The sequence below is a fragment of the Ruegeria sp. A4 genome, from assembly GCF_056543025.1.
Map to the genome: position 1 here is coordinate 86,943 of NZ_JBQGAW010000004.1, position 19,162 is coordinate 106,104.

The following is a 19,162-nucleotide window of genomic DNA, read 5'->3' on the forward strand; positions in this document are numbered from 1 at the left end:
ATGTGCCGATTAGTCACATTCAATTTTTTAAATATTTAGGCGAATGCGACGCTATGGCGTTGCGCCTCTCAACTCAGTGCGACTAGAAGAGCCCATGCAGATATACCTTCCCATCGCCGAAGTCTCAGTAAACGCCTTTCTCTTGTTGGGGTTGGGCGGCATGGTTGGCATCCTGTCCGGAATGTTCGGTGTCGGTGGCGGCTTTTTGATGACCCCGCTGCTGTTCTTCATCGGTATTCCGCCGGCGGTGGCTGTTGCTACCGAAGCCAATCAGATTGTCGCATCATCCTTTTCCGGAGTTCTGGCACATTTCCGACGAAAGACCGTGGACCTAAAAATGGGAACGGTATTGCTGGTTGGCGGGCTTGTTGGGGCCGCTTTGGGCGTGGTTGTCTTCAACTATCTCAAAAGCCTGGGTCAGGTCGATCTGCTGGTGACACTCTGTTACGTTGTTTTTCTTGGCGTCATTGGCAGCCTGATGTTTGTCGAAAGCCTGAGGGCACTGCGTAAAGCCAAGAAAGGCGGCGCGGCCCCTGCCAAGCGCCGGCAGCGGGGCTGGGTCCATGCCATGCCCTTCAAAATGCGTTTTCGCACCTCGGGCCTGTATATCTCGGTCATCCCGCCGGCCTTGGTCGGTCTGTGCGTTGGGGTTTTGTCGGCGATCATGGGCGTTGGCGGCGGCTTCATCATGGTCCCTGCCATGATCTACTTGCTGGGTATGCCGACCAAGGTCGTTGTCGGCACGTCGCTGTTTCAGATCATCTTTGTGACAGCCTTCACCACGATGCTGCACGCCACCACCAACTATACGGTTGATGTTGTTCTGGCAGTCTTGTTGCTGGTGGGCGGCGTCATTGGCGCCCAGATCGGAACCGTGATCGGAGCCCGGATGCCGGCGGAACAATTGCGCGTGCTGCTTGCCGCTCTGGTGCTGGCCGTATGTGGCAAGCTTGCACTTGATCTGCTTATCGAACCCGCCGAGCTCTACTCGCTTGGCAGCGGCGGAGGGCACTGAGGATGCTGCGTTCGCTTATTGCCGCCCTGTGCTTGTTCTGCACGCCCGCTTTGGCAGCGGAAGAACAGGTTGTCCTTGGTCTCAGCCAGGACCGGGTTGCCATCACCGCGACATTCGACGGATCTGAACTTCTGATTTTTGGGGCCATCAAGCGGGAAACCCCAATCCCTTCCGGCCCTCCGGTCGAAGTCATCGTCGCGGTTGCGGGTCCGTCCGAGCCTGTCACCGTGCGACGCAAGGAACGCAAGCTTGGGATCTGGGTGAACACCGACAGTGTTCTTGTCGACCTTGCACCCAGCTTTTACGCCGTTGCAACCAGCGGACCCTTTGACGACATCCTGTCCGACACCGAAGACCTGCGTTACCGGATTTCGATCGAACGCGCGATCCGCTCGGTCGGTGCCGCGATGCATATCCGGGGCGCACAGGATTTTGCAGACGCCGTAATAAGAATTCGAGAACACGAACAACTATATTCGATCCGCGAAAACACCGTAGCAGTGGATGAACAAACCCTGTTCCGTACCTCAATCGATATGCCCGCCGACCTGACCGAAGGCGATTATTCCGCCCGGATTTTCCTCACCCGAGGCGGAGAGGTAGTCTCGCAATATGAAGCGATCATTGATGTCCGGAAAGTCGGTCTGGAGCGTTTTTTGTACAATATGTCCCGCCAGCAGCCCGTCTGGTACGGCCTGATGTCGCTGGTCATAGCGATTGCGGCAGGCTGGGGCGCCTCGACAGCCTTCCGGCTGTTGCGAGAAAAGTAACCGTCACCCCCGGCCGATATAGGGCATGGTCGTGGCCATGACGGTCATGAACTGCACGTTGGCCTCGGGCGGCAGGCTTGCCATATGCAGGACCGAGCGCGCGGCGTCTTCCACGGCCATCGTCGGATCTGGTGTTTCGCCCGCGGCTTGCGCCGCGTCCACAAGGCCCTGAACCATCTGCGTGCGCGCATTTCCGATATCGATCTGCCCGCAGGCAATTCCAAAGCGACGCCCATCCAGCGAAAGGCTGCGCGTCAGCCCTGTAATGGCGTGCTTTGTGGCCGAATAGTGTACCGAATTCGGGCGCGGAACATGTGCGGCTATCGAGCCGTTGTTTATGATCCGGCCGCCCTGCGGGTTTTGGTGACGCATGATTTTGAAAGCTTCACGCGCGCAGAGGAACATGCCGTTCAGGTTCACGTTGACGCTTTGATACCAATCGTCCAGTGCGATCTCGTCGATCGTGCCGCCCGGCGCAAAGATCCCGGCGTTGTTGAACAGAACATCCAGCCGCCCGGTGCGATCTGTAAAAGACCGAAAAGCCCGTTCAACCGCATTCGGGTCGGTCACATCCGCAGGCAGGACGGTGGCTGCCTGATGCTCTTTTGCCAGAGCTTCCAGTTTGTCTTTGCTGCGCGCCAACAGCCCGACCGTCCACCCTTGGGACAAGAACAGCAGGGCCGTTGCCCGGCCGATACCTGAACTGGCACCCGTTACGATGATGGATTTCATGTCTCTTCCGTCTCCAATGTCAGCGAAGCCGCCGGAATCGCCCTCAAGTCATCCACACGCAGGGGGTGCGTGGGTTTCGCCAGGCGATTGCGCACCACCCAGATCAGCCGCTCTTGCGCGCGTGTGATCGCGACATATGCCAAACGCTTCCACAATGGCTGTCCGGCCTCGGTCCGGCCCATGCGAGCGGCGGCAAAGAGATCCGGAGCGAACACCTGAACCGTATCCCATTGTGACCCCTGCGCCTTGTGGATCGTCACGGCCGCCCCGTGCAAAAAGGTCGCCCCCATGCGGGCGGCATAGGGAATGAACGGCTCTTCCTCGTCCGGTTTTTCGATCTGAACAATGGACGCGGCGCTGACCTGCGGGTCTTCGGCCCCCATCACGTGAAGACGCGAGAACCCCGGCTTTCGTCCCGGCCCCAGATATACCACCTGAGCTCCTTTGATCAGCCCCCGCGCCTCAAGGTCCAGCCGTTTCTTGCGATGTTTCAAGGGCAATTCGATCCCATCACAAATAAGCGGTTCACCTTCCAGCAATTCCGTATCCGGTGCGCCGTGAACTTGCCTGAAGGCCTGTATCAAACGAATGCGCGTGGCGTTGCGCCAGACGAGAACCGGGCTTCGGGCCATCAGATCGACCTCAACCCGCTGGCCCCAGACAACCCGATCATCCCGACGGGCTGTTTCTTCGATCAGTCGCTCGAAATCCTCGAAGCCCATTGCCGGGTCAGCCAGCGCATGCGCAAGATCCAGAATTGGGTTGTCTGCATCCTGGCGGTGCACGCGCTGAAGTGTCAGCTTCCTGGGCTCGGGCAATGCCTCGAACACCATGCTGCCGGACTGATTTACCGGTGCCAGCTGAGCCGGATCGCCGAACAACAGAAGGGTCGGGAAAATCTCTTTGAGATCATCGAACTGGCGGTCATCCAGCATCGACGCCTCATCGACGAACCCGATATCCAGCGGTTCGTCACGGCGCTTCCACCCGGTGATGAAATCCGACCCTCGCAAACCGGCGGCGGCCAGCGCCCCGGGGATAGATTTGTTGTTTTGGTAAAAAGCAGCCGCACGATCCAAAGCTTCATCCGTCAAACCTTCGATATCGGGGCGTTCGTCATTGCCGGCCAGCCATTCCGCAATACGCTCGTATTCCGGATCATAGACCGGCGTGTACAATATGCGGTGAATCGTGGTCGCAGGCACGCCGCGCAATCGCAGAACGCTTGCTGCCTTGTTCGTCGGGGCCAGGATGGCAAGGCTGCGCTTGTCTTTCGATTTGCGGCTTTCATAATCGCCGGACACGATCTGAACACCCGTCTCTGCAAGTGCCTTGTACAGCTCGGCCAACAGCAGCGTTTTGCCCGATCCGGCCTTGCCGATCACGGCCATCACACCAGATTTTCCTGCGCCTGGCAGTTTCAGAAGGGCATCATCTTCGAGATCAACACCCGCTGCCCGCAGCATCTCGGCGATGCTGTCATACGCGGCGGCCTGATCATCTGAGAACGTTACATTCGGCAAGGACATGGCGCGACCCTACAGGGCCGCGCCGACCACCACCAGATGTGGATTGGCGTTTTCCGGCACTTAAGCGGACAGGGCGAACCGGTGCTGTTTCTTCGGCCCGAATGCGGCCTTGAACCACATCCGAGACAGGTCGCGCGGGATGCCCGCACGCTCGGCCACCCGATTGCAGTCGTCCGCGGAATAGGGCCACAATCCGACTGAAATCTGATCGCGCCCGCTGCCCTGGGTTCCCAGAACCTCGGGCGAGGACCCGATCAGGCGATAGATTCTGATCATCCTTGCATCGAATACGCCAGCAATATGCGTCAGGCCGAAACCTTCCATCATTTCACCGCCGCTCAACATGATGGCGCCGGCAGTATGCGGGCTGGCTGTTCGGGACAGGCAGAACCGGGTGACTTCCCAGATCAGGGGGCTGCAAATCGGCTTGCCGCCATTCAGATGACCAAAAACCTCATTGATCATCACCCGACCGGTCGTAGGCAATACACGCATCGACCCTCCGTGGCTGCCATCCGGCTCTTCCCAGATGACATAAAGCGGATTGAGATCATCGTATTCGTCCCGTTCTTCGCCCTTCTCGTTGACGTGGACATCCCACCCCAACCTGGTCTTGAACTGATCCGCACGATCTTTGAACATCCCCTCTGCCAGAGTCGGAAATCTGTGTAACTCATCGGCATATAGATAACGCAACATGACTTGTTCCCCTTGTCGTCCTGTGCAGGAACGAAGGGAGTACAGAGTCGTGGTTAATTTTGCGTGTGGAGGCCGTTCGCCTCTTAAACCACTATTAATCCCCGGCTGAGTGCCGTGGCGATTGCGTGGGTTGTGTTATGTGCGCCCAGCTTTGAGCGCGCGCTTTCAATGTAAACGCGCAACGTATGCTCGGAAATCGTCAGGGAATGGGCCACTTGGGCGCGGCTGTATCCCAACGCCAAAAGTGTGATCGCGTCGATTTCCCTTGGCGACAAGCTGCGCGGGCAGTCCGGCTGCCTGTCTTTTTCAAACTCCAGCGCCTTGCGATTTATGTAATGCGCAACAAGAATCAAATCACGCCCGTAAGTCGAGATAAAGTTCTTCCAGGTTTGATCATCACAACTGTGGTTGACCGTGAACAGGGCAAACTGACCATTTGGGCCCCGAATTGGGATGGAATACCCCTGATTGCCAACGCCATGGTTTTGCGCATCCAGAAGGAAGGCCTTTGCCACCTTGCCGGACCAATCCAACGACTTCCAGTCAACCGGATGAAACCGCTGGAAACACCCCAAGATCACAGGGTCGATACGGTGATAGTTTTTTTCCCTGTAGCGCTCATCCCAGGCGTCTGAATAGGTGGTGTAGCCGTATTGATCTCCGGCACCGTCAACCCAGTGATACGTCAGGTGCTCGACGTTCAACGCGTCCCGCAAACGCTCAGCTACGGCGCTGAGTTCTTCAAGCGTGTTGGTGTTTTCCAAATCCTGAAGGATTTGACCCAAATCGACCTTCGTTGCCATCCGCGGGCGCCCGTGCCTCGTTCTTCATGGACGCAATCTCGGCAGCCGCGATCAGTCTTGTGTCATCAAGCTGCTCTGCAAGCGCGCTCAAACCATTCGCAACGGCGAAAGCATTGAGGTCCGACAATACGTCCAATATCCACTCATTTTGCGCCATCAGGGTCTCTCTGAAACAGTTAACGAAGGGTTAACACAACCATAACATGTATGATCTTTTTCAGCCTATTCGCCGGTTTCTACTCCCCAAAAATAGCGATGGGCAAAAATGCAAGCATTTGAAAGATCGTCAGAGGCCCGAAAAACGCAAAACACCCGCGAACCAGCAAGGTGATTCGCGGGCGTTTTTTGTCTACAACCCTGGCGGGTTGTTAGCCTGCGTCCAGGACTTCCTCGAGGGTACGCAGACCCGTACGCGGCGCCTGAACAAGAACGGACATATTGCCCGGCTTGTGCTCGTTCCGCAGCATTTTCATATGGGCCTCGGGCAGGTCATTCCACGTGAACACTTCGGACATGCAGGGGTCCAGGCGGCGCTCGACCATCAGCTTGTTCGCGGCTGCCGCCTGCTTCAGATGAGCAAAGTGCGAGCCCTGCAAACGCTTCTGGTGCATCCACATGTAGCGCACATCGAATGTACAGTTGAAACCCGATGTTCCGGCGCAAATCACGACCATACCGCCTTTTTTCACAACGAAGGTCGACACTGGGAAAGTGCTTTCACCCGGGTGTTCGAACACCATGTCAACATTGTTGCCTTTGCCGGTTATGTCCCAGATCGCCTTGCCAAATTTTCGGGCCTCTTTGAACCATTCGGCATATTCCGGTGTGTTGACCGTGGGCAACTGACCCCAGCAGTTGAAGTCACGACGGTTCAGAACACCTTTGGCGCCCAGACCCATAACGAAATCACGCTTGCTTTCGTCTGAAATCACACCGATCGCATTTGCGCCTGCTGTGTTGATCAATTGGATCGCGTAGGACCCCAGACCGCCCGACGCACCCCAGACCAGGACGTTCTGACCCGGTTTCAGATCGTGCGGTTCGTGGCCAAACAGCATCCGGTACGCGGTTGCCAGCGTCAGGGTGTAGCACGCCGCTTCTTCCCATGTCAGATGCTTGGGGCGCGGCATAAGCTGCTGTGCCTGCACGCGGGTGAACTGGCTGAACGAGCCATCCGGTGTTTCATAGCCCCAGATCCGCTGGCTGGGCGAATACATCGGATCTCCGCCGTTGCATTCCTCGTCATCGCCGTCGTCCTGGTTGCAGTGGATCACAACCTCATCGCCAACTTTCCAGCGCTTCACCTTGTCGCCAACGGCCCAAACGATGCCCGACGCATCCGAACCCGCGATGTGGTAGGGTGCTTTGTGGCCGTCAAACGGGCTGATCGGCTGCCCCAGAGCGGCCCAGACGCCGTTGTAGTTGACCCCTGCGGCCATAACCAGAACCAGCACTTCGTTGCTGTCCAGGGTCGGAACATCCACAACTTCCTGCTGCATGGCGGTGTTCGGCTCACCATGACGTTCTTTGCGGATGGCCCAAGCGTACATTTGCTTTGGGACATATCCCATGGGCGGGATTTCACCCATTTCATACAGATCTTTTTCAGGTGCCTCGTACGACGCGATACCACTTTCGGTGTCCAAAGCCATGCCGGCCTCCTCTGTTCAGTGCCTTTGCCGCGACGCAGAATCGCGCGCTTCACAGACTGGAATATTGGGCGCTGAGTAATATTGCAACCGTTTTTGGCGCTATATTGTAATTTTATGACCCAGCGGTTGCAGAAAGTTATTTTGCGGACGCAGAAATTCGGTCACCTGAATCCGCCGGGACGGATGCGGCGTAATAGTCCAGAAGATCGCCGCGCTGACCTGATACGGACAGCATGTTCCCCTGTCGGTTCAGAATCCGGCGTTCAACCAGTTGATCCAAAGCATTTGATATGGCCTGCGAATTGTCCTTGGTCTGCGGATCATCGCGCTCCATCATCTGTCGGATTTGTAACAGCACGTCTTCTTCGGACATCGGGCCCTTGTCGCGCACCAGCAAACAGGCCGCTGGTGCCGGCACAAGCGGAATAGCATGCTGGATACGCTGCATCAGCGCCCGGGCCAAATCCGTCATCATGTCGTCGCTGCCCTTGGCTCGGAATTCTCTCAGAGAGATCGGCCTGCCGTACCGGACGGACGCCAAACCGAACCGCTTGTATCGGCCGATCAAACGACGCCAGATCTGTTTCACTATCCAGCGCGTGATGACGCCGATCCGTGCGCGAAACCGCCGCTCTGTTCCAAGTGCCGCGCGGGTCAGGATGGTGTCTTCCAACACACGGTCGTAATTCAGGGCAACCGGGACAAACACCACATCGCGCCCCTGTGGCGACGTTCCATCCATGATGTACTTGAGCAGTCCAAGCTTGGGGCGCGCAATGGCTCCGGTCAGGCTCAGCCCGCCTTCTGGAAACATGGCTTGAGTTACGCCAGCATCGGTTGCGTGGCGTACATAGGTGGACAGAACCTGACGATAGAGTTCGCTGCCGGACTTGCGCCGGATAAAATACGCCCCCATCGCCCGGATCAATCGGCTGAGCGGCCAGACCCGGGCCCACTCTCCTACAGCATAAGACAGTGCAGAATGTCGGGCTGCAAGATACGTGACCAAAACGTAATCCATGTTGCTCCGGTGGTTCATGACAAAGACAACCGTAGCTTCGGGGTCAATGTTCCTGACGGATTCTTCGTCCTGGTAGCTAAGCCGTACCTCGTAGAATGTGTTGCTCAGCAAGCGGGCCAACCGGATCGCAAAGCTGAAATAGGCGAAGGCCGAAAATGACGGAACGATCTCTCGGGCATAACGACGTGCCTGCTCCGAGGCGACGGCCTCGGGCATGCCGGTTTCACGGGCATGTTGCTGAACCGCCTGGCCGACCTGCGGATCATAAATCAAGCGCTGGATCATGTCGTGTCGACGCGCCAACTTGAAGGGCTGGATTGGGCGTTGAAGGCGCTGGTTCAGGCGCGCCACCGCGCGTTCCAACCTGCGACGGAAAAACCAGCGGACGGACGGAAACAGGAAATGCGATGCGAAAGTGACCATGGCAAAGACCACGATCAGCACGAAAAGCCAAAGCGGAAGTTCCACGGTTTGCGTCATGGCGGCAGATTGCCACCAATCACAGCTGCCCACAATCTGAACAATTGCGGCATGCCGCAACGCAGCGAATTGACATGTCCCGAAAATTGCGCTTTAGAACCTCAAGACGAAATTTTATTGCCCACTGAAACGCGAGGCCCCGCTATGACGCAGACGCAGAAAGATCGCCCCTGGCTCATCCGAACCTATGCCGGTCATTCCACGGCCAAAGCCTCGAATGCGCTTTATCGGGGGAATCTTGCGAAAGGCCAAACCGGCCTGTCCGTGGCCTTCGATCTGCCCACGCAAACAGGCTATGACAGCGACCACACTTTGGCCCGCGGTGAAGTCGGCAAGGTCGGTGTGCCGGTCTGTCATCTGGGCGACATGCGGGTTCTGTTCGACCAGATCCCGCTTGAGCAGATGAACACCTCGATGACCATCAACGCCACTGCGCCATGGCTTTTAGCGCTTTATATCGCCGTCGCGGAAGAGCAAGGCGCGGATGTATCCAAACTACAGGGCACGGTTCAAAACGACCTGATCAAGGAATACCTGAGCCGCGGCACTTATGTTTGCCCGCCCAAACCGTCGCTCAAGATGATCGCGGACGTGGCCGAGTATTGCTATACCAATGTTCCGAAATGGAACCCGATGAACGTGTGCTCGTATCACCTGCAAGAGGCGGGTGCGACGCCAGAGCAGGAACTGGCATATGCCCTGGCCACTGCCATCGCCGTGCTGGACGAATTGCGCCCACGTGTACCTGCCGAGGATTTTCCGGCGCTCTGCGGCCGGATTTCCTTCTTTGTGAATGCTGGCATCCGCTTTGTCACCGAAATGTGCAAAATGCGTGCCTTCGTGGATCTTTGGGACGAGATCCTGCAACAACGCTATGGCGTTGAAAATCCGAAATTCCGTCGATTCCGCTATGGCGTGCAGGTGAACTCTCTGGGTCTGACCGAGCAGCAGCCCGAAAACAACGTCTATCGCATCCTGATCGAGATGCTGGCCGTAACCCTGTCGAAGAATGCCCGAGCCCGAGCGGTGCAGTTGCCCGCCTGGAACGAAGCGCTCGGTCTGCCGCGCCCGTGGGACCAGCAGTGGTCGATGCGGATGCAGCAGATCCTGGCCTACGAAACCGATCTGCTGGAATACGACGACCTGTTCGATGGCAACCCTGCTGTCGATGCCAAGGTCGAAGAGCTGAAAGAAGGCGCGCGGGCCGAACTGGCCAACCTGGATTCGATGGGCGGCGCGGTCGCTTCGATCGAATACATGAAGTCCCGACTGGTAGATTCCAACGCTGAACGCCTGAACCGGATCGAGCGCAACGAAACCGTTGTTGTCGGTGTGAACAAATGGATCGAAGGCGAGGCATCACCGCTTCAAACCGAGGACGGTGGCATCATGGTTGTTGATCCTGCCGTGGAACAAGAACAGATCGACCGCCTAAATACGTGGCGCGCAGAACGGGACGAAGCGGCCGTAACCGCGGCCTTGGCCGCGCTGCGCGAAGCGGCACAGACCGGGGCAAACATCATGGAACCGTCCATTGCCGCCGCAAAGGCCGGCGCGACGACGGGCGAATGGGCCGAAGAGATGCGCAAAGTCTATGGAACCTATCGCGGCCCAACCGGTGTTTCCGGGTCTGTTTCGAACAAGACCGAAGGGCTGGACGACCTGCGTGCCGCTGTTGATGCCGTCAGCGACAAGCTGGGCCGGCGTCTGAAGTTCCTTGTAGGCAAACCTGGGCTGGACGGCCATTCCAACGGTGCCGAACAGATCGCCTTCCGTGCCCGCGATTGCGGTATGGACATCAGCTATGAGGGCATTCGCCTGACACCCGAAGAAATCGTTGCGGCCGCCCGCGAAGATGACGCGCATGTCATTGGATTGTCGATCCTGTCCGGCAGCCACCTGCCACTGGTCAAAGACGTCATGGAACGTCTGCGGCAGGCGGGGTTGTCTCATATCCCAGTCGTGGTGGGTGGCATTATTCCGGACGAAGATGCCGAAAAACTGAAATCCATGGGTGTGGCCAAGGTCTACACCCCGAAAAACTTCGAACTCAATTCGATAATGGGCGATATCGTTACTCTGGTGGATCCTCGGAACCTCGCGGCAGAGTAAATTAGCTTAAAGGCACTTTTTCTCCTGTTTCCGTCTCTGAAAAATTCGGGATGGAATAAGCTGATATTTGGAATTACGGTGCGCGCTCATGTGCACCGTAATTATTATCTGATGGAGAAGAATGATGGGGATCAATCTTGAGAATATGTCACGCAAAGACCTTTTGGCTTTGCGCAATGACATTGAAAAAGCTTTGATCAGGGCAGAAAAACGCGAACGTCAGGAAGCTTTGAAAGCCGCAGAAAAGGCTGCGGCAGAATTCGGCTTCTCTTTGTCTGAGCTGTCCGGAGAAGCGTCTCGCAGCGTTAAGCCAACAAAAACAAAGGCTAAATACCGCAACCCGGAAAATCCAGATCAAACTTGGACCGGTCGCGGCCGCAAGCCTCAATGGGTGCATGACGCGCTGACCGCAGGCGTGGATATTTCTGATCTGGAAATCTAATCTGAGCGTTTTTGAAAATGACAATTCATATTGGCGCCGAAAAAGGCGAAATAGCTGAAACCGTTCTTTTGCCCGGTGATCCCTACCGGGCGAAATGGGCGGCCGAAACGTTTTTGGACGATGTCAAACAGGTCAATAACGTTCGGGGAATGCTTGGCTTTACCGGAAACTGGAAGGGAAACCCCGTAACAATTCAGGGAAGCGGCATGGGAATGCCGTCTCTTTCCATTTATGTAAACGAGTTGATCCGCGAATACGATGCGAAAACCCTGATCCGCATCGGATCCTGCGGGGGGATGCAGGACAGCGTCAAAATTCGTGACGTTATTCTGGCCATGACATCAACCACGCTGAGCACACCGTCGCGCGGCATCATGAAAGAGCTCAACCTTGCACCCTGCGCCGATTGGGGGCTGCTGCAAGCTGCCGCCACCGCGGCTGCCGCCAAGGGAACGCCGACCCATGTTGGTGGAATTTACTCGTCAGATGTCTTTTATGACGAGCGTCCAGATCTCAATGAACAGATGGTGCGTCACGGCATTCTGGGGGTCGAGATGGAAGCGGCCGAGCTCTATATCCTGGCGGCGCGCCACAAATGCCGCGCCTTGGCCGTTCTGACTGTTTCCGATCACCTGTTGACCGGAGAGGCTCTGCCATCGTCAGAACGTGAAAGCAGCTTTGGTGAAATGGTGGAAATCGCGCTTCAGGCTGCGTTCCCCAACAGCTGATGGTGGGCAGGCACGAGGAAACGGACGCCTGCCGTTGCTAACGCCCGTGCGAGCGATCATAACCATTGCTCGCAGGGCTGTCCCACCCCTTCAAATCACCACTGGCAGGAGCGAACACCTCGACCAGCAAGGGGTGGCATGCAGCCGTGTCCGAGGAATGTTCCGAGGAACAATCCCCGCCCGGGCAGGCGCTGAGGTTTCCCAGCAAATCAATCTCGGCAAAAAATTCCAGAAAATCTCCGGGGCGCACGGGTGAGGCTTTCATGAAGTACTGACCCGTGTCGCGGGTGAAACCGGTACACATGAAGACGTTCAATACGTCGTGCACCGCTGGTTCGGCTTCGGCCAGCGGAATATTGAGGTGATCCGCAAGCGCGCGGGTCAGGTTGGAATGGCAACAATGGTGGTATTGCGTACCGGACAAAAGGTTGCCCGTATACGGATCGCATCGCGTACCGATGACGTCATGAACCGACCCCCCATAGGAATCGATCCCGTACCACTCCAGCGTATCCGCAATAATCGTGGCCATCGGGCGCAGATGAGGAAAACTGGACCACATCCGCTCTCCGGTGGTCAGATGCGTGCCATGCAGCGCCCGGGTTTTTCCGGAATAGAAGCGTTCCGAAAGGTCGTTTCGGTTCCAGAGGTTCAGATCGCCAACCTGCGGCCCCTCGACGGAAGTGATGCGAAAGAAATGGCCGGCAGGCACTTCAAAACAACGCGCATCACGTGGCGGCACCAGCACTTCGCCCGTTTTGCTTGCGCGTGCGCGAAGGGACCTCATCCAAGGTACATCCGGTCGCGGCAATGCCTCGTTCGGGTAACAGATGACAGGGGCAACCGCGCGACGGGCTTCGGCATCTTCGGGAGGGTGAAGAGTGTTTTCTGAAACGGTCATGCCGGGCAAAGTGGCGCATTATTCAGCCCTCGGAAAGCCCTATCTTTCAGGGATCACGCGCCCTCAAACACTGCAAAGGTTGGTCCAGTGTAGTTATTTCGGCACCGCAGAAGCTGCACCGCCAGATGCCGTGGCTCTTGTCCTGCCGCCACCTGCAATCACGTGTCAGCCCGGAATGGCGCGAGCGCCAGAGGAAATAGGCAAACACGCCGGCCGCCAGAAGAAGCAGAAGAACAGGCATCCCTCTGCTTTGCCGATAAACCGTCAGTTTGCAAGCCTTGCCGCCTGTATCAGGCTGCGTTTGCGTATTCGAAAAGCTCTGGTTCCTTGTCAGCCTTCGCAGGTTCGGGCGTGTAATAGGCCCATGCCTGTTCAAGCAGTTCCAGCGCGTTTTGGGCGTCGGTTTTCCGTTCGGATGTGTCTTTGCTCATTGGAGTGATCCTGACTAAAGCTCATCACTCCTCCCTGCCCAAAAAAATAAGGCAATGCAGCCGGGGCTGCATCGCCTATTTTTGCAAGATGGACATGCGAAAATCGCAAGTCGGGCCAGTGTTTAGACCGCGCGCTCGACCATCATCTTCTTGATCTCGGCAATCGCCTTGGCCGGGTTCAGACCTTTCGGGCAGGTCTTGGCACAGTTCATGATGGTGTGACAGCGGTAGAGCTTGAACGGATCTTCCAGCTCATCCAGACGTTCACCAGTGGCTTCATCCCGGCTGTCGATGATCCAGCGATAGGCATGCAGCAAGGCCGCGGGGCCAAGATAGCGGTCGCCATTCCACCAGTAGCTGGGGCATGAGGTCGAGCAGCTGGCGCACATTACGCATTCATAAAGACCATCCAGCTTCTTGCGATCTTCGATGGACTGTTTCCATTCTTTCGCAGGGCGATTGGTCTTGGTTTCCAGCCACGGCATGATGGACGCATGCTGGGCATAGAAATGAGTCAGATCAGGGATCAGGTCCTTGACCACCGGCATATGCGGCAGCGGATAGATTTTCACATCGCCTTTGATCTCATCCATGCCATAGATACAGGCCAGCGTGTTGATCCCGTCGATGTTCATCGCGCAAGATCCACAGATGCCTTCGCGGCAGGACCTTCGGAACGTCAACGTCGGATCGATCTCGTTTTTGATCTTGATCAGCGCGTCCAGCACCATCGGACCGCACGTATCCATATCAACGAAATAGGTGTCGACACGCGGGTTCTGCCCGTCATCGGGGTTCCAACGATAGATCTGGAACTTGCGCACGTTCGTGGCGCCGTCCGGCTTTGGCCAGGTCTTGCCGGTAGTAATCCGGGAATTCTTGGGCAGGGTCAGTTGAACCATGTCAATTCTCCATTCAGCACAAGGCCGCCTTTCAGCCTGTCCGGGCGCATTCAGACGCCCCTCGGTTGTAATGCCCCCAATGGGCGATGTTCACGTCGAAATCCGGCGAAAGCCAATCCGCAAGGTTTTGCGGATCGTCCCGGTCGATATCAAAGCGCAGAAAGCGCGGGTTGTCGTCAAAGAAAGCTTCGACCTCGGAATGGTGCACGTCATACATATGCGCCCAGCCCCGTTTCACCTCGTCGGCCGTCTGTCCATTGGCCTTGCAGCATCGCTCTAGGTACCTACCGCCGGAATGGTTGGCACGTGATGCGATCCAGTCATCGCGATTGCGCGTGTTCAGCAAGAAATAGGCGTCGGGGTAAGCCGCGTGCAGCTCTCGAAAGAACCGCGCGCCGTCCAGCATGAAGCGCGAATTGACAAAGGCGATATCGGTGAAGGCCCGGACGGGACCGAACCCATCCAGCGGTCTGCGACCCATGGCAATATTGGTGACCATGCGATGTGCAAGGTTTAGACCCTGTTCATCTTCCCAATGCACCGAAGGAATCCCGCTGTTCTGAAACAGCTTGTGAATTGAGGTCGTCGCACAGCGGTTCAGGCCGATCAGGATGATCTTGGGATCGCTTTGCCCGGATTGGAGTTTCTCGACCGTCATTGCAAGCACCAGCAAAGCATATGCTGCGATGCGCCTGGGATTTCACCATGACTTGCGCTTTTTTGAACGCCCTTCCGGCATGTGACAGGATCAAAAGCGGCTTGTTTGGCTTCCCGGGTCGATATGGTGCTTGCGCCAGTCACACGTTCAACTCCGCTCGAACACTTTGAACGCGGCAAAGCTGTTCTTTGAGGCATGCGCATGCCCTTTGACGGCAAACGGGTTCTCTTCTTCACAATAGAGCTGCCAGCCGGGCATGAATTCTTCAACCCACAGGGAATACGGGCGATGGCGCACATGCTGGTTGGAAGGGTTCTGGTCAAAATCAGACGAATAGATAACGACGAAACGCTTTGCCAGCCCGAACAAGCGCCGCATGTAGTTTTCGTAAACGCTGTCTTCGGTCAGATGATAAATGACATCCAGCGAAAGAGAAACGTCATGCGGCTCAACCTCGGAATCGGCGTTTTTGAACACCCAATTGGGGCGGGATCGAAAAACTTCGTTGCAGCGCCGAACGCAGAGGTCCGAGACATCCAGACCGGTATATTTCGGGATATCAAACAATTGCGCCTGATTTCCGTCGCCCGATCCCAATTCCACAACCGAGTCCACGCCTTCCATCTCGACCATCGTGTTGATGAAATTCGCTTTGTAGACGGCAAGACGCCCGTAAGACCCCGCTCCCGAGGTCTTGCCACGCTCATATCGGCGTTGCCAATAATCGGTCGAAGAAAACTCTGCCATCTCGCCCCTGTTCCTGACCCGCCCTTTAGAACGTCCGCGCTTTGGGCGCGATTTTCTGCAAGCTGATACCGCCTTGGTCCTCGGTCGTCAGCGGATCAACGATGACCGGACGATAGCTGAGCTCAACCTTGTTGCCCTCGACCCGGCTGACCGTGTGAACACGCCAGTTTTCGTCATCACGCTCGCTGAAGTCCTCATGCGCGTGGGCCCCTCGGGATTCCTTGCGGGCCTCGGCACCGACGATGGTGGCAAGCGCGTTTGGCATCAGGTTGGTCAGTTCAAGGGTTTCCATCAGATCGCTGTTCCAGACCAACGAACGGTCCGTGACCTTCAGGTCGTCCATCTTTGCGGCAATCGCCGTCATCTTCTCGACGCCTTCGGCCATGGTCTTGGCGGTCCGGAACACGGCCGCATCCGCCTGCATGGTCTTTTGCATCTCAAGCCGAAGATCGGCGGTTGGGATTGAACCGCTGGCGTTGCGCACCGCATCAAAACGGTCAAACGCCTTGTCGACCGAAGCCTGGTTCAGAACCGGGTTGGGGGATTCGGCGTCGACAACCTTGCCAGCCCGGATCGCTGCCGCCCGGCCAAAGACCACAAGGTCAATCAGCGAGTTCGACCCCAGTCGGTTCGCCCCGTGGACCGAGGCACAACCGGCTTCGCCAACGGCCATCAAACCGGGAACGACAGCCGTCGGATCCTCGGCCGTCGGGTTCAAAACCTCACCCCAATAGTTCGTGGGGATACCGCCCATGTTGTAATGCACGGTGGGCAGAACCGGGATCGGTTCCTTGGTGACATCCACACCCGCAAAAATCTTGGCGCTTTCCGAGATGCCGGGCAGGCGCTCTGCCAGAGCTTCGGCAGGCAAATGGCTGAGGTTCAGGTGAATGTGATCCCCTTCGGCCCCTACGCCACGTCCCTCGCGGATTTCCATGGTCATCGAACGCGAAACGTAATCGCGCGGTGCGAGGTCCTTGTACTGGGGCGCATAGCGCTCCATGAACCGCTCACCTTCCGAGTTTGTCAGGTACCCGCCCTCGCCACGCGCGCCTTCGGTGATCAGACAGCCCGAACCGTAGATGCCGGTGGGGTGGAACTGAACGAATTCCATATCCTGCAAAGCCAGCCCAGCACGGGCCACCATGCCGCCGCCATCACCGGTGCAGGTATGGGCCGAGGTGGCGCTGAAATAGGCACGGCCGTAGCCACCCGTAGCCAGCACCACCATCTTGGCGTTGAAGACATGCATGGTGCCATCGTCCAGCTTCCAGCAGACGACACCCTGACACTGGCCGTCTTCGGACATGATCAAGTCGATGGCGAAATACTCGATATAGAACTCGGCGTTGTTCTTGAGCGACTGTCCGTACAGAGTATGTAGGATCGCGTGGCCGGTCCGGTCGGCGGCTGCACAGGTGCGCTGTACCGCAGGACCTTCTCCGAATTCAGTAGTGTGTCCACCGAAGGGGCGCTGATAAATCTTGCCCTCTTCCGTCCGGCTGAACGGAACGCCATAGTGCTCCAGCTCGTAGACCGCCTTTGGCGCCTCGCGGGCGAGGTACTCCATCGCGTCGGTATCGCCCAACCAGTCCGAGCCCTTGACGGTATCGTACATGTGCCATTGCCAATGATCGGGGCCCATATTCGACAGCGACGCGGCAATGCCACCCTGTGCAGCGACGGTATGAGAACGGGTTGGGAAAACCTTGGTCACGCAGGCCGTACGCAGGCCTTGTTCCGCCATACCCAATGTCGCCCGCAGACCGGCCCCACCGGCGCCAACAACGACCACGTCATATTCATGCGTTTCGTATTCGTATGCAGCCATTTCTTTCAGCTCCGGGAATTAAAGGGCAATGCGCGCGATGGCGAAGATGCCGGCCGCGGCCGCACCGTAGGACAGGCAGGTCACCAGAATGATCAGGACCTTTTCAAGCGTGCCGTGAACATAGTCTTCAAGCATCACCTGCGCACCGTCCGCGAAGTGTTTGAAGCCAACCGCCAGCGTCAGTGCTGCCACGATGGCGGGGAAGGGCCGCGAGTAGTATTCAAGCACCACATCAAACGGCTGACCCAGAACCGGGCCGAAGGTGAAAACAAACAAAGGCACAAGGATCAGCAGAGCCACCGAGCTGACTTTCATCGCCCAGAAATGGGCTGTGCCGGATTTCGCCGAGCCGAGGCCAGCGGCGCGTTTGCGGTCGGTCAGATAACGCATGTCAGGCCTCCAATCACGCGACGATGACAAGGGTCAGAAGGGTCAGCACGACCGATCCGATGACAACGGCCCAGCCCAGCTTTGTCGCTGTGGGAAGGTCCAGCCCAATAGCATTGTCCCAGATCAGGTGCCGTACACCGGCCAGCGTGTGATACCAAAGACCCCATACGGACAGAGCCATCACCAGATCGCCAAGCACCGAAGTAATCACTCCGTTCGCAACGGCGAAGGCCTCGGGCGACGTTGCTGCGGCCAGAAACCACCAGACGATCAGCAGCGCCGCCAGCAGTAGCGCGTTTCCGGTGATGCGTGTCAGGATGGATGTGACCGACGTCAGCTGTGGACGATAGATCGACAGGTGCGGCGAAAGTGGGCGGTTGCCCCGATTTACATCGGCCATGGCGGCTCCTTTTCGGTTGGCTACCGAACGTTTTACTGTTTTTTGCGACACTGTCACGTGCTGCGGGTGCAAAAACCACTAAATTCAGCGCAATTTGACGGATTATTCCGGTATGTGATCACACAAAATATTGTCGTGATCACATTTAACATTCCCCTTCATCAATGTTAGCGATTTCAAGACCAAAGGCATGTGATCACGAATCTCCTGACTGTCATTTCAGGCCCGCCGTTTGCTGCGTCACTTCGCGCAGCAGTTTCTTGCGAATTCGCTCTGGGTAGTCCGCGAAGCCCGAGGCCGAAACGACAAAAGCGCCTTCACCCACGATGACATTCTCAAAGAAATAGGCCGTCAGGTCCGGTTCACTTTCTTCGATGGCCAACGCATTGACGACGATACCGCGGTTGCGCAAAGCCGCGTGAACTTGCGTCGGTTCGACGCCTTCATTGGATACGCCGTCCCCCGACAGATCGATCAGTCGCCGTTTGCAATCGGAAACGGACTCAAATGCGTCCAGCGTCGTGTGCAGCGCCTCGCCAATCGCGGTCGAGAAGTTCCGCCAGATGCGTGGATCTTCGGCAACCTGATCTGCAAAACGATCCAGCGCCGCGAAACTGTCAACTCGGGTCCAGGGGATCGTGACCTGCTGGCGCGACGACCCGGTCCATTGCACCAGCATCAACTGCGCCTGACCACGAACCAATGCCTCGGACACGATCGGGTCACGCAGACCAGCAGCCAGCCCGTCCATCTGGATACGAAACTCGCTGGCGTCGACAGAGCCGGAAACGTCAACCGCCAGGGCCAGCGCCAGATCGCAGGCCTGAGCCGCCGGCGCCAGACAAACGCTGGACAATATCGCGCGCAGAATATGCATGGTGCAAGCCTAGCACGGCTTGCACGCGAATGGCTCACATTA

Annotated in this window: 20 protein-coding genes; 5 read left to right on the plus strand and 15 right to left on the minus strand. The window is 57.2% G+C overall.

Features of this window, described 5'->3' with window-relative positions; all coding sequences use genetic code 11:
- The first annotated feature begins 94 nt into the window (after positions 1–94).
- Together ACR0E2_RS13660 and ACR0E2_RS13665 are read left to right on the plus strand one after the other, a co-directional pair.
- The gene (locus ACR0E2_RS13660) at positions 95–1,015 is read left to right on the plus strand and encodes a sulfite exporter TauE/SafE family protein (protein ID WP_152456856.1); all 921 of its coding nucleotides are present in this window, start codon (positions 95–97) and stop codon (positions 1,013–1,015) included.
- A 2-nt stretch (positions 1,016–1,017) separates the two neighbouring features.
- Positions 1,018–1,785 (plus strand): TIGR02186 family protein, encoded by a 768-nt coding sequence (locus ACR0E2_RS13665; RefSeq protein WP_171119683.1) that lies wholly within the window; start codon positions 1,018–1,020, stop codon positions 1,783–1,785.
- 3 nt (positions 1,786–1,788) lie between these two features.
- Here the strand turns inward: ACR0E2_RS13665 and ACR0E2_RS13670 are convergent, their stop codons facing one another.
- The 6 genes from ACR0E2_RS13670 to ACR0E2_RS13695 all read right to left on the minus strand — a co-directional run bounded on the left by ACR0E2_RS13670 (position 1,789) and on the right by ACR0E2_RS13695 (position 8,701).
- Entirely contained in the window at positions 1,789–2,517 is a 729-nt protein-coding gene (locus ACR0E2_RS13670) for an SDR family oxidoreductase (protein ID WP_171233097.1), read from the minus strand.
- Positions 2,514–4,046: an ATP-dependent DNA helicase gene (locus ACR0E2_RS13675; RefSeq protein WP_480446768.1), complete on the minus strand. Its 1,533-nt coding sequence runs from the start codon at positions 4,044–4,046 to the stop codon at positions 2,514–2,516. The genes ACR0E2_RS13670 and ACR0E2_RS13675 overlap by 4 nt, the downstream gene beginning before the upstream one ends.
- Positions 4,047–4,106: 60 nt before the next feature.
- Positions 4,107–4,745, minus strand: coding sequence for an acyl-homoserine-lactone synthase (locus ACR0E2_RS13680; protein ID WP_152456852.1), 639 nt, complete (start codon positions 4,743–4,745; stop codon positions 4,107–4,109).
- An 83-nt stretch (positions 4,746–4,828) separates the two neighbouring features.
- Complete coding sequence (locus ACR0E2_RS13685) at positions 4,829–5,548, minus strand: helix-turn-helix transcriptional regulator (RefSeq protein WP_152456851.1); 720 nt, start codon at positions 5,546–5,548, stop codon at positions 4,829–4,831.
- Positions 5,549–5,916: 368 nt separating this feature from the next.
- The gene (ccrA, locus tag ACR0E2_RS13690) at positions 5,917–7,200 is read right to left on the minus strand and encodes a crotonyl-CoA carboxylase/reductase (RefSeq protein ID WP_170346380.1); all 1,284 of its coding nucleotides are present in this window, start codon (positions 7,198–7,200) and stop codon (positions 5,917–5,919) included.
- 136 nt (positions 7,201–7,336) lie between these two features.
- Positions 7,337–8,701: a 1-acyl-sn-glycerol-3-phosphate acyltransferase gene (locus ACR0E2_RS13695; protein WP_480446769.1), complete on the minus strand. Its 1,365-nt coding sequence runs from the start codon at positions 8,699–8,701 to the stop codon at positions 7,337–7,339.
- Between the two features lie 144 nt (positions 8,702–8,845).
- Between ACR0E2_RS13695 and ACR0E2_RS13700 the strand changes: the two genes are divergently transcribed.
- From ACR0E2_RS13700 to deoD, 3 genes are all read left to right on the plus strand, one after another.
- Positions 8,846–10,813, plus strand: a complete 1,968-nt coding sequence (locus ACR0E2_RS13700; RefSeq protein ID WP_480446770.1) for a methylmalonyl-CoA mutase family protein — start codon at positions 8,846–8,848, stop codon at positions 10,811–10,813.
- A 124-nt stretch (positions 10,814–10,937) separates the two neighbouring features.
- Positions 10,938–11,255: an H-NS histone family protein gene (locus tag ACR0E2_RS13705; RefSeq protein ID WP_152456846.1), complete on the plus strand. Its 318-nt coding sequence runs from the start codon at positions 10,938–10,940 to the stop codon at positions 11,253–11,255.
- 17 nt (positions 11,256–11,272) lie between these two features.
- On the plus strand, positions 11,273–11,983 hold the full coding sequence (gene deoD / locus ACR0E2_RS13710) for a purine-nucleoside phosphorylase (RefSeq protein WP_480446771.1): 711 nt from the start codon (positions 11,273–11,275) through the stop codon (positions 11,981–11,983).
- Between the two features lie 37 nt (positions 11,984–12,020).
- On the opposite strand, the gene ACR0E2_RS13715 is transcribed toward deoD, so the two are convergent.
- The 9 genes from ACR0E2_RS13715 to ACR0E2_RS13755 all read right to left on the minus strand — a co-directional run bounded on the left by ACR0E2_RS13715 (position 12,021) and on the right by ACR0E2_RS13755 (position 19,120).
- Entirely contained in the window at positions 12,021–12,884 is an 864-nt protein-coding gene (locus ACR0E2_RS13715; RefSeq protein WP_480446772.1) for an urea carboxylase-associated family protein, read from the minus strand.
- A gap of 290 nt (positions 12,885–13,174) precedes the next feature.
- Positions 13,175–13,315 carry a hypothetical protein gene (locus ACR0E2_RS13720; RefSeq protein WP_480446773.1) on the minus strand — a complete coding sequence of 47 codons (141 nt, stop codon included), beginning with the start codon at positions 13,313–13,315 and terminating at the stop codon, positions 13,175–13,177.
- Between the two features lie 122 nt (positions 13,316–13,437).
- Positions 13,438–14,217: a succinate dehydrogenase iron-sulfur subunit gene (locus tag ACR0E2_RS13725; protein WP_152456842.1), complete on the minus strand. Its 780-nt coding sequence runs from the start codon at positions 14,215–14,217 to the stop codon at positions 13,438–13,440.
- Positions 14,218–14,248: 31 nt separating this feature from the next.
- Positions 14,249–14,875, minus strand: coding sequence for a sulfotransferase (locus tag ACR0E2_RS13730; protein WP_480446774.1), 627 nt, complete (start codon positions 14,873–14,875; stop codon positions 14,249–14,251).
- Positions 14,876–15,022: 147 nt separating this feature from the next.
- Positions 15,023–15,622, minus strand: a complete 600-nt coding sequence (locus ACR0E2_RS13735) for a hypothetical protein (RefSeq protein ID WP_480446775.1) — start codon at positions 15,620–15,622, stop codon at positions 15,023–15,025.
- Positions 15,623–15,647: 25 nt separating this feature from the next.
- Positions 15,648–17,453 (minus strand): succinate dehydrogenase flavoprotein subunit, encoded by a 1,806-nt coding sequence (sdhA, locus tag ACR0E2_RS13740; protein WP_480446777.1) that lies wholly within the window; start codon positions 17,451–17,453, stop codon positions 15,648–15,650.
- An 18-nt stretch (positions 17,454–17,471) separates the two neighbouring features.
- Positions 17,472–17,843 (minus strand): succinate dehydrogenase, hydrophobic membrane anchor protein, encoded by a 372-nt coding sequence (gene sdhD, locus ACR0E2_RS13745; protein WP_117870336.1) that lies wholly within the window; start codon positions 17,841–17,843, stop codon positions 17,472–17,474.
- Positions 17,844–17,856: 13 nt separating this feature from the next.
- Positions 17,857–18,243 (minus strand): succinate dehydrogenase, cytochrome b556 subunit, encoded by a 387-nt coding sequence (gene sdhC / locus ACR0E2_RS13750; protein ID WP_152456838.1) that lies wholly within the window; start codon positions 18,241–18,243, stop codon positions 17,857–17,859.
- 214 nt (positions 18,244–18,457) lie between these two features.
- Entirely contained in the window at positions 18,458–19,120 is a 663-nt protein-coding gene (locus tag ACR0E2_RS13755) for a DUF1194 domain-containing protein (protein WP_480446778.1), read from the minus strand.
- Positions 19,121–19,162 lie beyond the last annotated feature (42 nt).